The following is a 13053-nucleotide window of genomic DNA, read 5'->3' as shown; positions in this document are numbered from 1 at the left end:
GGCCTAACGATCGTTTTTCTCCGGCGGATTGGGCTCCGACCCATTCTTTTTAGGTGGTGCGGGTGCGGCGAGCTTCTGGAAATAGGCCGAGGTGCGCAACAGCGAACTGAAACGCCAGTTCCTCTCCTCAAGCGGAACGCCCTCGCGCACCTGCAGCCGATATATGGTGTAGGCGATGAAAACGATCTGGATCGCGGCGGTATAGCTGAAGAGTGCCTTCGGACCGAACTGATCGATCAGGACGGAGGCGAGAAGCGGCCCCACGGTTGCGCCCACCGACCAGAAGAACAGCAGTCCGGCTGACATCATCGCATGTTCGCCTTCCCTGGCGTGGTCGTTGCCATGCGCCGAACTCAGCGAATAAAGCGGCAGGGCGAAGGCGCCGAAGATGAAGACGCCGATGATATTGCTCCATTCATCAGTACCGGCGAAGAAAGCGAGAAAGAGCCCGACGACGACAGAGGCCGCCGTGGTGGCGAGGATGATGATGCGCCGGTCATAACGGTCGGAATAAACGCCAAGCGGATATTGCAGCACCACACCGCCAATAATGCCCGCACTCATGAATGTGGCGATGGCGGTGACGGAAAAGCCTATCTGTTCGGCATAGATCGGGCCAATATTGCGGAAGGCCGCCATGCTGAGGCCGACTGCCACGCAACCGACGACGGCAAGCGGGGAAATGCGCCAGACGGCGAAAAGGTCGAAGGGAATCTGCTTCGGCGGGGCAGGGTTGGATTTGTCGGCAAGCGAGATCGGCACCAGAGACAGCACCAGTGCTATTGCGATCAGCGAAAACACCACCGGGCCTTCGACACCCATCACGGCAATGACATATTGCGCCAGTGTCACGGAGCCGAGATCGACGAAACGATAGATGGAAAGCGTCCGCGCGCGATTGGAATTCGTCACCTGCGCATTGATCCAGCTTTCGATGGCCGCAAAAAGACAGGCGACGGCAATGCCGATGACGAAACGCATCAGCATCCAGAATAGCGGGTGGATGATGAGCGGCATGGCGATGGAAGCGGCCGAGGCGACCGCTGCCATGGTGGCAAATGTTCTGATATGACCGATCTTTCGCAGAAGCCGCGTCACTGAAATGCAGCCGAGTGCGAATCCGATGCTGTAGGCGGCGCTGATGACGCCGATAGTGCTGGCGGAAAAACCTTCGGAGATGCCACGCAGGGCAATATAGGTTCCCTGCAGGCCGTTGCCGCCGATCAGGATGCCGGCGGTGACGAGAAGCGGGATGAGGGGTCTGATCTGGCTCATTGCGGGCCGACTCGGTTTGGCGGGCTGAATATGCACTATCTAAAGCCAAGGCGGGGGAAAGGACAGGCTGAAGGCGACATTGTTGCGCTTTGCCTTGACAAATCAGGCTGGCCATGCGCTTTTCCGGCAAATTTCGACAGTGCCGCCCATCTGGCCTCCAACGGGCCCACGACACGTTCCAGGATAAAAAAATGCATCGTTACCGCAGCCACACCTGTGCCGCTCTCCGCAAGTCCGACGTCGGCGAAACCGTTCGCCTTTCCGGTTGGGTTCATCGCGTGCGAGATCATGGCGGCGTTCTCTTCATCGACCTTCGCGACCATTACGGCATCACCCAGGTGGTTGCCGATCCTGACAGCCCGGCTTTCAAGGTTGCGGAAACCGTGCGCGGCGAATGGGTCATCCGCATCGACGGCCTCGTCAAGGCGCGTTCGGAAGACACCGTCAACAAGGGCATGGCGACCGGCGAGATCGAACTTTACGCTCAGGAGATCGAGGTTCTCGGCGTCGCCAAGGAACTGCCGCTGCCGGTTTTCGGTGAGCCTGACTATCCGGAAGACGTTCGCCTGAAGTACCGCTTCCTCGACCTGCGCCGCGAAACGCTGCACAAGAACATTGTCAAGCGCACGCAGATCATCTCCGCCATGCGCACCGGCATGGCCGATGCCGGCTTTGCCGAATATACGACGCCGATCCTCACGGCCTCCTCGCCGGAAGGTGCACGCGACTTCCTAGTGCCGTCGCGTATTCATGAGGGCAAGTTCTTCGCGCTGCCGCAGGCGCCGCAGCAGTACAAGCAGCTTCTGATGGTGGCGGGTTTCGACCGTTACTTCCAGATCGCGCCGTGCTTCCGCGATGAAGACCCGCGCGCCGACCGCCTGCCGGGCGAATTCTACCAGCTCGACGTCGAAATGAGCTTCGTGACCCAGGAAGATGTCTGGACCACGATGGAGCCGATGATGACTGCTGTCTTCGAAAAGTTTGCCGAAGGCAAGCCTGTCACCAAAGAGTGGCCGCGCATTCCCTATGATGAAGCGATCCGCAAATACGGCTCCGACAAGCCGGACCTGCGCAACCCGATCGTCATGCAGGCCGTGACCGAGCATTTCGATGGTTCGGGCTTCAAGGTCTTCGCGAACATGATCGCCTCCAACCCGAAGGTTCAGGTCTGGGCAATTCCGGCCAAGACCGGCGGTTCGCGCGCATTCTGCGACCGCATGAACGCCTGGGCGCAGTCTCAGGGTCAGCCCGGCCTCGGTTACATCTTCTGGAAGGAAGAGGACGGCAAGGTCGGCGGCTCTGGCCCGCTCGCCAAGAACATTGGCGAGGAACGCACCGAGGCGCTGCGTCAGCAGCTCGGCCTCGAGGCAGGTGATGCCTGCTTCTTCGTCGCCGGTGATCCCGCCAAGTTCTACAAGTTTGCCGGTGAGGCGCGCACCCGCGCTGCCGATGAACTGAACCTGATCGATCGCGACCGCTTCGAAATGTGCTGGATCGTCGACTTCCCCTTCTTCGAATATAACGAAGAAGAAAAGAAGATCGATTTCGCCCACAACCCCTTCTCCATGCCGCAGGGTGGTCTGGAAGCGCTGGAAGGGCAGGACCCGCTCTCCATCAAGGCCTTCCAGTATGACGCCGTCTGCAACGGCTTCGAAATCGCCTCCGGTTCGATCCGTAACCAGTCGCCCGAGTTGATGGTCAAGGCTTTCGAAAAGGTTGGCCTGTCGCAGACAGACGTTGAAGAGCGCTTCGGCGGTCTCTACCGCGCCTTCCAGTATGGCGCGCCTCCGCATGGCGGTTGCGCTTTCGGTATCGACCGTGTGGTCATGCTGCTGGTCGGTGCGAAGAACCTGCGCGAAATCACGCTGTTCCCGATGAACCAGCAGGCGCAGGACCTCCTGATGAACGCGCCGTCGCCGGCAACGCCGACGCAGCTTCGCGAACTGGCGCTGCGCGTCGTTCCGTCCAAGAAAGACTGATCGTGTTGAAGACGCTGCTCGACCGTGTTCGCGCAGCCTTCACCCGTGCATTGGCGGCCGCACTTGCGGCCGCTTTTGCGTTCTGGGTCGCGCATCGCTGGCTAGGCCATCCGCAACCCGTCTTCGCGGCAATCAGCGCGCTCATCTGTCTGGCGCCGGGAATTCCAAGCCATGTTCGTCAGGGCCTCGGCTTGATGGTGGGCGTCACCGTCGGCATTCTCGTCGGGGAAATAGCCCTCCTGGTTCCGCATGATTTCGCCGAAATCAGGCTGGCCTCGGCGACCTTCATCGCCATGATCCTCGCCTCCATGTTCGGCCTGCCGCCAGTCGTACCGATACAGGCTGGTGCTTCCGCCATGCTCGTGCTCCTCATGGGGCCGCAGGTTGCCGGCCTTGTCCGCTTCATCGACGTGATCGTGGGTGTCGCGACCGGTGTCACCGTAGCGCTGGTCTTCTTTCGCGAACGGCTGAAACTCTAGCCGTCACCACTGGTGGATGAGGAATTTTCCGTCTTTTTCTCGCGAACGCGGCAAAGACACAATTTTACCGCGAGTCGAACCCACTTCCGCACATAATCAGCCGAAATCCGATCCCAGTATAGCCCTGCGTCCACCAGGAGAATGCAAGTCTAACGCAGATTTTAAACTTGGGACGGCGCCGACCGAACGTTGAATCCGGTTCGCGCGATAATATTGGTGAGGATTTCAGAATGGTTCATCAAACGGAAAAAGATTCTGCCATCGCGGCCGGGCATATGCATCCGGCCACGCACCGCACTCATTTCGCGGCCGGGCTGCGCTCGCCGGGCGCGAAATTTGTCATGATCGGCTTCATTTCGATGGTCTTGCTGGTGCCGCTCCTGCTGGTCTGGGCATTGACGGAAGAACGCGCCTCGCGTGCACAAGAGGTATCCGGACGGATCGCCCATGGATGGGGTGGCGATCAGGTGGTGAATGGACCTTATCTTGCCGTGCCCTTCGATGTGGAACGCCGCCGCGAGGTCAATGGCCAAAGCGTCGTTGATCGTGTGACGGAATGGGTGCTTGTCATGCCGGAAACACTAAAGGTCACGGCTGATCTCGAGACCGAGGAAAAGCAGCTGTCGATCTATAGCTTGCCCGTTTATAAAGGCGATCTCGCGCTTGCCGGTCGCTTTGGTTCCGGCATCCTGACGGATCTCGCCCGTTTTGCTGGCACGCCCCGTCTCGATAACGCCGTCCTGGTTCTCAATATCGCTGACATGACAGGCATCCGGTCCAGCGCAGGCGTCCGGATAGACGGCGGGCCCGTTCTGCCATTTGATCCCGGCATGCGGGACATGTCCGCAACGGCAACGCATGACGACCCGCAGGCGCGAATGATGTCCGATGCCGGAGTGCATAGGCAGATAGACAGAAGCCTCATTGAAACCGGCTTTGCCTTCGATATCGCCTTTTCGCTGAACGGGTCGGGCAGTTTCGCCGTCGCGCCGGCAGGTCAGACGACGAGTTTTGCCGCAAAAGCCAATTGGCCACATCCGGGTTTCGAAGGCCTGTTTTTGCCGGAGGAAAAAACGATCACCGCCACGGAGTTCAGTGCCAGTTGGACCATTCCGTATCTCGCACGGGGCTTGGATCGGGTTGTTGAAGGCCCGCGATTGCCGCTCTCCAACAGTCTGATGACAATCAATCTCGTAGAGCCAGTGAAATTTTACCAGATCATCGCGCGGACACTGAAATATTCGATCGGGTTCATCTCTCTCGTTTTCCTTGCCGTCTTTATCGTCGAACTCAAGGGCGGCACCATCGTGCACTGGCTACAATATGTGCTGACAGGGCTGGCGCTGATCGTTTTTTATGTACTTCTCCTGGCGCTTTCGGAGCACACGGGATTCACCATTGCTTATGTCGCCGCCGCACTTTCAACAGCGGTCCTGATCTCCTTTTATCTCGGCAGCGCAACCCGTAGCCGAAGGAACGGCATTGCCCTGTTCGGCGTGCTCTCACTCGCCTACAGCGTCATGTATCTGGTGCTGAATGAAGATGAATATGCGCTGTTGGCCGGCGCGGTAATCTCGTTCATCGCCATAACCGCCACAATGTTTGCGACGCGCCGCGTTGACTGGTCGGGAGCGGGCACTGCAGGTGAGGGCAGGATAATCGCACAGGGCGAAACGGCCTGAGCGCCACTGCCGCCCCCAAAAGCGGGACGCAAGCTGCGACCCGCTTTTGGCGTTGATCGTGAGATAAGTTATCGGGAGCTGACGACATTCCCGGATGTTAATTGAGCACAAAAGGAAAGCCCCGGTGCAATGGACCGGGGCTCTTTCGTCCTATTCGTTTGCCGTCACCGTGACGCCGAGCATTTTCGGCAAGGTGTTCGGCGCGCCCATGGCAGCGCCCATGATCATGGGGAAGGGGACCGGCTTTTCCGGCGCTGCCGTGATCGAGAAGTTCTTCGGATCGTCGATATAGGTGTTGATCGCCGCCGACACCATGTTCTGCAATTCGGGAACGTTGAGCGAGGCCATCATGATCGGCGCCATGCCCTTGATGGTCTGTGCAAGCTGGTCGCCCGTCATACCCTGCTGGCTCGCTGCATAATCGATCGCGCGCTTGGTGATGCTGGCGTCTTCGAAGCTGATCTCGGCGTTGACGAAGGAGAGTTGCTGCATCAGGCCGAGCATGGCAAGGCTCGCGGCCTGGTCTGCCTGTTCCTTGTTCGGGTTGGCAGCCTGCGCCTTCACCGTTTCCTGCATCGACTTGATGAAGGCGAGCGTGTAGCCGGAGAAACCGAACGACATGTTCAGGCGGCCGACATCATCGAGGTCGATCGCGTATTCCTCGACATCGACAGTCCCGGAAGCCACTTCCCAGCTGCCGCTCATGGTCATGTCGCCGGAAAGCGCCTGCAGCTTCAGTTTTTCGATTGCATCCTTGGTGGCGGGGTCGGTGACGTCGCTGAGGTCGGCCTTGAAGCCGGAGGCGTCGAGGTCAAAGCCGATCGAGTTCTTGTCGTCGCTGACCGACATCGTCGCACTGGTTTCCTCGAGCGAGAAAGCCTGCTTCCCGTCGACGGACACGGAAATCGGGCCGCTATGGGCTTCGTCGTAGAACATCAACGCATCGACCGTGCCGGTGGTGGCATCAGCGGGGATGACAAGGCCGGACATGTAGATGTCGCTGGCCTTGATCTCGACCTTGTCCTGCTTGTAGTCGATATTGTCGAAGCGGGCGTTCTTGATCTTGTAGCCGCCGTTGTTTTCCTCGACGCCATCAAGCGTGATATTGCCAACCGGGATTTTCTTGGCCGGGTCGGCAGCGGCACTGAGGGTCACGTCGTTCAGCGTGACCGTCGAGCCGTTGACGGCGACGGAGCCTGCATCAATTTGACCGCCCTGCGCGGCATAGGCCGCATTGATCTTCTTCAGCACATCCCCACCATCCAGCGCGAAAGCCGGCGCGGAAAGGGCAAGAAGCGCGGCGCTCGCAAAAAGAACCTGCCGGGTGGATTTCAGTCTCATGATGTTTCTTCCCTCAACGTACGGCTGCAAACCGAGCCTTAATGCTAATGGTGATACTTATATTCGCTGATAATCAAAGGTCTAGGGTATTTAGATCGATTCCCATGACGGCGGCATTGCGGCATTTGCAGCGCGGTTAACAAAAAACCGCATGGAAGGGCTGGTTTCATCCACAGCCGCGACCCCTGTGTTTCTTGCCGGGAATCGCCATTTCCGCTAGTCAAGCACCATGGGAAAAAATCTTGTACCTCCGTCCGGCGGAGACGATAATATTCATCCGGTCGATTTGAAGGCAGCGCTCGAAGAGCGCTACCTCGCTTACGCCTTGTCCACGATCATGCATCGTGCGCTGCCGGATGTTCGCGATGGCCTGAAGCCGGTCCATCGCCGCATTGTTTATGCGATGAGCGAAATGGGCCTGAGACCCAATTCCGCCTTCCGCAAATGTGCCAAGATTGTCGGTGAGGTGATGGGTAACTACCACCCCCACGGCGACCAGGCGATCTATGATGCGCTGGCGCGTCTGGCGCAGGATTTCTCGCTGCGTTATCCGCTGGTCGACGGGCAGGGCAACTTCGGTAACATTGACGGTGATAGCCCCGCCGCCATGCGTTACACCGAAAGCAAGATGACGGCGGTGGCCGAGCTTCTGCTGGAAGGTATCGGGGAAGACGCGGTCGATTTCCGCGACACCTATGACGAATCCAATTCCGAGCCCGTGGTATTGCCCGGCGCTTTCCCCAATCTGCTGGCGAACGGTGCTTCCGGCATCGCTGTGGGCATGGCGACGTCGATCCCGCCGCACAACGCACATGAGCTATGTGACGCGGCGCTGTACCTCATCAAGCATCCCGATGCGACCGTTGAAAAGCTGGTGGAATTCATTCCCGGTCCCGACCTGCCGACCGGCGGCGTGATTGTTGAAAGCCGCGAAAATATTCTCGACGCCTACAAGACGGGACGTGGCGGTTTCCGCGTGCGCGCCAAGTGGGAAACGGAAGATCTGGGCCGTGGCGGTTATCAGATCGTCATTACCGAAATTCCGTTCCAGGTACAGAAATCGCGGCTGATCGAGAAAATCGCCGAGCTGCTGATTGCCCGCAAGCTGCCGCTTCTGGAGGATGTCAGAGACGAATCCGCCGAGGATGTGCGTATCGTTCTGGTGCCGAAGAGCCGCACCGTCGATGCGACGCTGTTGATGGAATCGCTCTTCCGTCTCTCCGATCTTGAGAGCCGCCTGCCGCTCAACATGAACGTGCTGTCGCTCGGCAAGGTGCCGAAGGTGATGGCGCTGAACGAGGTGCTGACGGAGTGGCTGGCGCACCGCAAGGACGTGCTGGTCCGCCGCTCGCGCCATCGTCTGGCGGCAATTGATCGCAGACTGGAAATTCTGGGCGGCCTGCTCGTCGCTTATCTTAATCTTGATGAGGTGATCCGCATCATCCGCGAGGAGGATGAGCCGAAACAGGTGATGATGGCGAAATGGTCGCTGACGGACCTGCAGGCCGAATCCATCCTCAACATGCGGCTGCGCAACCTGCGCAAGCTCGAGGAATTCGAAATCCGCAAGGAATTCGACGAACTGACGAATGAGAAGGCCGAGATCGAAGCGCTGATCGCCTCTGATGACAAACAGTGGCAAACCATCGCCTGGGAAATCGGCGAGGTCAAAAAGAAATATGCCAAGGCGACCGAACTCGGCCGCCGTCGCACGCAGTTTGCCGACGCTCCGGATGCCGATATCGAGGCCATTCAGCAGGCGATGATCGAGAAGGAACCGGTCACCATCGTTATCTCGCAGAAGGGCTGGATCCGGGCGCTGAAGGGTCACATGTCCGACACCTCGACCCTGACCTTCAAGGAAGGCGACGGTCCAAAGCTTGCCTTCCCGGCGCAGACGACCGACAAGCTGCTGCTGCTGACGACGGGCGGCAAGGCCTATACGCTTGGCGCCGACAAGCTGCCGGGCGGACGCGGCCATGGCGAGCCGATCCGCATCATGGTCGATATGGAAAACGATCAGGATGTCCTCACCGCCTTCGTGCATGATCCGTCGCGCAAGCTGCTGCTCGTTTCGACGGCCGGGAACGGCTTCGTCGTGGCGGAAAGCGAAATGGTCGCGAATACCCGCAAGGGCAAGCAGATCATGAACGTATCCATGCCCGATGAGGCCAAGCTCGCGGTTCCCGTTACCGGCGACCACGTCGCTGTCGTCGGCGAAAACCGGAAGCTCCTGGCGTTCCCGCTGGCGCAGGTTCCGGAAATGTCGCGCGGCAAGGGCGTGCGCCTGCAGCGTTACAAGGACGGCGGCGTCGTGGATGTGAAATGTTTCGCGCTTGCCGAAGGCTTGTCTTGGTCCGACACGGCCGGGCGTCTCTTCAACAAGGTGGGTGAAGAACTGCGCGAATGGTTGGCCGACCGTGCAACGGTAGGCCGCACCGTGCCGAAGGGCTTTCCGCGCAGCGGGAAATTTGGTGGGTAAGAGTTACGGGTATGGAACGATATGATCTTTGAGGAACCGGCTCACGCCATCCTCATCGATCTCTTCAGAAGCGACGGCCATAACGAATTGGTAGAGATGTGCTTCTTCCGTTTGGATCATGAAGCCGTTTTCCATCAGGAAAACACCGGCGGTCACGATAGCGATCCGCTTATTGCCATCCAGAAACGCATGATTTCTCGCCAGTCCAAAAAGATAGGCCGCCGCGAGATCGCAGACGTGGTTGCCGCCATAGCCAGCTTTGTTGATGGGTCGGTTTAAGGCTGAATCCAGCATGCCCTCATCACGCAGTCCATGAATGCCCCCGAAATTGTCGATTTGCATTTTGTGGAGCTGCTTGACGGTCTTGACGTCTAGGAAAATAAACTCGGTCATTCAGCAAGTTTCTTCAAGGCTACCTTGTATTTATCCATGAAGATGCGTGCATGTTCTAGTTGACGTGCGAAGGCTTCGTCTGCAACGCGCACACGCAGTTCACCGTTGCTTTCGTTAAGATCAAGCGTGTCGCCTGCCTTAACGCCCATGCGTTCCAGCACTTCCTTGGGGATAATGATGCCTTCGGAATTACCAATTCTGCGGACCGTCACGTTCATAGCTAAAGACTCCATGTTATAACGGCGTTATAACATTGCTGAGTCTCTGTTGCAACGGAGTTGCAATACTTCGATCAAACTGGATCCGGCGTATAAACCTCCCACCCGCGCGGCGTCAGATGCTCCTGCGGGTGGTAGCGGGTCTTATAGCCCATCTTTTCAGAGCCATCGACCCAATAGCCGAGATAGACGTGTGGCAGGCCGAGCGCACGGGTGCGGGTGATATGATCGATGATCATGTAGGTGCCAAGCGAGCGCTTCTCGAGCTCCGGGTTGAAGAAGGAATAGACCATCGACAGGCCGTCGCTCATCACGTCGCTGAGCGCCACGGCCAGAAGCTCGCCGCGTTTGCTGGAATCGATGCCGGAGCCGGGCTCGCGGACGCGGTATTCGATGATGCGGGTGTTCACATGTGTGTCTTCCACCATGATCGCATAATCCAGAGCCGACATGTCGGACATGCCGCCAGACTGGTGGCGGTGGTCGAGGTAGCGGCGAAACAGGGCAAACTGTTCGGTGGAGGGTTCGGCCGCATGCACCGTGGCGACGACATCCTTGTTGGCGGCAAGAACGCGTCGCATCGATTTTGTCGGTTGAAACTGCTCGGTCAGGATCCGCACGGATACACAGGCGCGGCAGTTTTCGCAGGCCGGACGATAAGCGATGTTCTGCGAGCGCCTGAAACCGCCCTGGGTCAGAAGGTCGTTCATTTCCGAGGCGCGCGGGCCAACCAGATGGGTGAAGACCTTCCGCTCCATCTGGTTCGGCAGATAGGGGCAGGTGGCCGGCGCCGTAAGATAGAATTGTGGAGAGGGCGTCGCCTGCGTGTTCATCGAACCGTGATCGCCTCCTGCGTCTGTTATAAAGCGCGCCGCGATTTCACGGGGCTGACGGCGGCGCTTCAAGCGACATGCATAATGTCACAGAATGGCAAAATGACGGAAAACGTCAACTGCGGGATGAGGTATTTGGCGGGGTGAAAGCCACGTTTCCGTGGCTTTCCGTAATATTAGCGTGTTCTGACGATGACGGTGCCGAGCAGGAAGTCGTGAACGAGGCGCGAGCGCTCCGTAAACAGGCCGGCAAGCAGGATCAGCGGCGTCAAAACCGAGTTGATGATCCAGAAAAGCACGATGTGAACGGTGGACAGCAGGAAATCGATTCGCCGCCCGTCCATGCGCGCCATCGCAATACCCATCGCCCGCATACCGGGGGTGGCCTGCGACGGGCCTCCGAGCGTCATGCCGAAATAGAGTACCGCAACGATAATGAAGAGCGAAGGCAGGAGAATGAAGCCGAGACCCAGCGTGATCACGCCTAGAAAGAAGACAATCACGGCGGCCGGGATGCACAGGAGGAGAACGATCGCATAATCGATCAGGAACGCGAAGACCCGCCGGCTCAGGACGCCGCTATAGGCGCGCCAGTCATCCGGTGCGGCATAGGTGGGGTTCTGGTCGAGGCTCATCGGTCGTTTTCTCCTGAAAGAACTGACAGCTCGGCATGAGTGCCGTGTCAGCAACAATATGGGTAAGGAACCACCGAATACAATAAGCGCTGGCCTTAGCCCCTGTTGAGTTTGCGTGCGGCTTCGATGGCGAAATAAGTCAGAATGCCGTCGCAACCCGCACGCTTGAAACAGAGAAGCGTTTCCATCATCACCCGCTCGCCGTCGATCCAGCCGTTCATCGCCGCAGCCTTGATCTGGGTATATTCGCCGGAGACCTGATAGGCAAAGGTCGGCAGGCCGAAATTCTCCTTCAGCCGCCAGCAGATGTCGAGATAGGGCAGGCCGGGCTTGACCATCAGCATGTCCGCGCCTTCTTCCACATCGAGCGCCGCGTCGCGGATGGCCTCCATGCCGTTGGCAGGGCTGATGTAATAGCTTGCCTTGTCGCCCTTCAGCAGGCCGGCGGTGGAAATCGCCTCGCGATAGGGGCCGTAATAGCCGGATGAGAACTTTGTCGCGTAGGCCATGATCCCGACATTCTGGTGCCCGGCCGCATCAAGGCCGCGGCGGATGGCGCCGATACGGCCGTCCATCATCTCAGAAGGAGAAATAATGTCCGATCCGGCTTCCGCCTGCAGGATCGCCGCCTTGACGACCTGTTCCACGGTCTCGTCGTTGACGATCTCGTTGCCGCGCAGAATGCCGTCATGCCCGTGGCTGGTGAATGGGTCGAGCGCCACATCGGTGATCATGCCAATATTGGGAACGGCTTTCTTGACGGCGGCAGTCGCCTGATTGATGAGGTTATTGGCCTCAAGCGCGTTCGAGCCGGTCTCGTCCCGCAATTCCATCTCGACATTCGGGAAGGTGGCGATTGCCGGAATGCCGAGATCGGCGGCTTCCTTCGCCGCTTCGACCAGTCTGTCGACGCTCATGCGGTTGACGCCAGGCATCGCCGGAATGGGCTCCAGAATATTGCTGCCCGGCACGATGAAGACCGGCCAGATCAGGTCGTCCACAGTGAGGCGGCTTTCCTGTACCAGACGGCGCGTCCAATCCGCCTTGCGATTGCGACGCATGCGGCGATGGCCGGTGATCTCGTCGACCAGGTGGGTTTTGTCCTGCATGTCAGAATGTCCTTCGATCAAATTTGGAAGGCTGCATACCATGAAGCGCGGCGCATGCGAATGCGACAATCTTCCCTCATTGCCGTCCGGCAATGACGATGATGCTTTGACAAGGCAGGCGGCGGAATTCAATATGGGCTGGTCGCCCGTTCGTCGAGACCGTATCTTCCGGCCATGGAACCTGATTCTCAACCTCTGCCGAAGCGCCCGCTCACTGAAATCCTGTTTCTGGTCTTCATGAGGCTGGTCGCGGTTTCGTGTTTCTGGTTCGGGCTGCAATATTGGGCAATGCTGACGGGCTATTCTCTGGGCGGTCACGGCAGGTTCGATATGCTGAACCTGCCCTGGCGTGTGGCCGGCAGCGCGCTTGCCGTCATTTTCCCGGTCGCGGCCCTCGGCCTTTGGCTCGGCGCCTCCTGGGGCGCTGTCATGTGGGTGATGGGCGCGGGCACGCAGATCGCGATGTATAAGGTGTGGCCCCACATCTTCGGCGCCAACACGCTGGTGCCCGTCATGCACGGTCTCGTGGCAACCATTTATATACTATTCCTGGTCGCTTTCTGGCTGGATCAGCGCCAGAATGAAGAACGGGCAAGAATTGATTTACCATAAGAATAAAGCAATTCG

Annotated in this window: 12 protein-coding genes; 5 read left to right on the top strand and 7 right to left on the bottom strand. The window is 58.7% G+C overall.

Translation table 11 applies throughout. The annotated features are described in order from the left end of the window. Positions 1-3: 3 nt before the first annotated feature. Positions 4-1275 carry an MFS transporter gene (locus tag WA845_RS20575; protein ID WP_004441149.1) on the bottom strand — a complete coding sequence of 424 codons (1272 nt, stop codon included), beginning with the start codon at positions 1273-1275 and terminating at the stop codon, positions 4-6. Between the two features lie 191 nt (positions 1276-1466). On the opposite strand from WA845_RS20575, the gene aspS reads away from it, so the two are divergent. The 3 genes from aspS (at position 1467) to creD (ending at position 5415) form a co-directional block, all read left to right on the top strand. After that, positions 1467-3254, top strand: a complete 1788-nt coding sequence (gene aspS / locus WA845_RS20570; protein WP_004441151.1) for an aspartate--tRNA ligase — start codon at positions 1467-1469, stop codon at positions 3252-3254. Positions 3255-3256: 2 nt separating this feature from the next. Then, the gene (locus WA845_RS20565) at positions 3257-3733 is read left to right on the top strand and encodes an FUSC family protein (protein ID WP_022555974.1); all 477 of its coding nucleotides are present in this window, start codon (positions 3257-3259) and stop codon (positions 3731-3733) included. Between the two features lie 230 nt (positions 3734-3963). Continuing rightward, positions 3964-5415 carry a cell envelope integrity protein CreD gene (gene creD / locus WA845_RS20560; protein WP_337322546.1) on the top strand — a complete coding sequence of 484 codons (1452 nt, stop codon included), beginning with the start codon at positions 3964-3966 and terminating at the stop codon, positions 5413-5415. 150 nt (positions 5416-5565) lie between these two features. Here the strand turns inward: creD and WA845_RS20555 are convergent, their stop codons facing one another. Further along, positions 5566-6756, bottom strand: coding sequence for a hypothetical protein (locus WA845_RS20555; RefSeq protein WP_004441154.1), 1191 nt, complete (start codon positions 6754-6756; stop codon positions 5566-5568). 229 nt (positions 6757-6985) lie between these two features. On the opposite strand from WA845_RS20555, the gene parC reads away from it, so the two are divergent. Further along, entirely contained in the window at positions 6986-9238 is a 2253-nt protein-coding gene (gene parC, locus WA845_RS20550; protein ID WP_112555061.1) for a DNA topoisomerase IV subunit A, read from the top strand. Between the two features lie 3 nt (positions 9239-9241). Here parC and WA845_RS20545 read toward each other — a convergent pair whose 3' ends face one another. From WA845_RS20545 to hemB, 5 genes are all read right to left on the bottom strand, one after another. Continuing rightward, the gene (locus tag WA845_RS20545; RefSeq protein ID WP_035207708.1) at positions 9242-9631 is read right to left on the bottom strand and encodes a type II toxin-antitoxin system death-on-curing family toxin; all 390 of its coding nucleotides are present in this window, start codon (positions 9629-9631) and stop codon (positions 9242-9244) included. Then, positions 9628-9849 (bottom strand): AbrB/MazE/SpoVT family DNA-binding domain-containing protein, encoded by a 222-nt coding sequence (locus tag WA845_RS20540; RefSeq protein WP_022555977.1) that lies wholly within the window; start codon positions 9847-9849, stop codon positions 9628-9630. The genes WA845_RS20545 and WA845_RS20540 overlap by 4 nt, the downstream gene beginning before the upstream one ends. A gap of 74 nt (positions 9850-9923) precedes the next feature. Then, positions 9924-10682, bottom strand: coding sequence for an arginyltransferase (locus WA845_RS20535; protein WP_112555059.1), 759 nt, complete (start codon positions 10680-10682; stop codon positions 9924-9926). Positions 10683-10858: 176 nt separating this feature from the next. Then, on the bottom strand, positions 10859-11317 hold the full coding sequence (locus WA845_RS20530) for an RDD family protein (protein ID WP_112555057.1): 459 nt from the start codon (positions 11315-11317) through the stop codon (positions 10859-10861). A gap of 95 nt (positions 11318-11412) precedes the next feature. Then, positions 11413-12426, bottom strand: coding sequence for a porphobilinogen synthase (gene hemB / locus WA845_RS20525; protein WP_006700199.1), 1014 nt, complete (start codon positions 12424-12426; stop codon positions 11413-11415). Positions 12427-12600: 174 nt separating this feature from the next. Between hemB and WA845_RS20520 the strand changes: the two genes are divergently transcribed. Further along, positions 12601-13038 carry a DUF6163 family protein gene (locus WA845_RS20520; RefSeq protein WP_006700200.1) on the top strand — a complete coding sequence of 146 codons (438 nt, stop codon included), beginning with the start codon at positions 12601-12603 and terminating at the stop codon, positions 13036-13038. The last annotated feature ends 15 nt before the right edge of the window (positions 13039-13053 follow it).

Source organism: Agrobacterium sp. CMT1 (assembly GCF_037203725.1).
Lineage (GTDB): Bacteria > Pseudomonadota > Alphaproteobacteria > Rhizobiales > Rhizobiaceae > Agrobacterium > Agrobacterium pusense.
The sequence above is the reverse complement of the archived record's forward strand: the minus strand, read 5'-3'. Positions and strand labels throughout refer to the sequence as shown.

Bases quoted from the DNA above. Each gene is read 5' to 3' on its own strand.
- aspS (WP_004441151.1), top strand. From the start codon at position 1,467: ATGCATCGTTACCGCAGCCACACCTGTGCCGCTCTCCGCAAGTCCGAC.
- WA845_RS20575 (WP_004441149.1), bottom strand. From the start codon at position 1,275: ATGAGCCAGATCAGACCCCTCATCCCGCTTCTCGTCACCGCCGGCATC.
- parC (WP_112555061.1), top strand. From the start codon at position 6,986: ATGGGAAAAAATCTTGTACCTCCGTCCGGCGGAGACGATAATATTCAT.
- WA845_RS20520 (WP_006700200.1), top strand. From the start codon at position 12,601: ATGGAACCTGATTCTCAACCTCTGCCGAAGCGCCCGCTCACTGAAATC.
- hemB (WP_006700199.1), bottom strand. From the start codon at position 12,426: ATGCAGGACAAAACCCACCTGGTCGACGAGATCACCGGCCATCGCCGC.
- creD (WP_337322546.1), top strand. From the start codon at position 3,964: ATGGTTCATCAAACGGAAAAAGATTCTGCCATCGCGGCCGGGCATATG.
- WA845_RS20555 (WP_004441154.1), bottom strand. From the start codon at position 6,756: ATGAGACTGAAATCCACCCGGCAGGTTCTTTTTGCGAGCGCCGCGCTT.
- WA845_RS20540 (WP_022555977.1), bottom strand. From the start codon at position 9,849: ATGAACGTGACGGTCCGCAGAATTGGTAATTCCGAAGGCATCATTATC.
- WA845_RS20545 (WP_035207708.1), bottom strand. From the start codon at position 9,631: ATGACCGAGTTTATTTTCCTAGACGTCAAGACCGTCAAGCAGCTCCAC.
- WA845_RS20530 (WP_112555057.1), bottom strand. From the start codon at position 11,317: ATGAGCCTCGACCAGAACCCCACCTATGCCGCACCGGATGACTGGCGC.
- WA845_RS20535 (WP_112555059.1), bottom strand. From the start codon at position 10,682: ATGAACACGCAGGCGACGCCCTCTCCACAATTCTATCTTACGGCGCCG.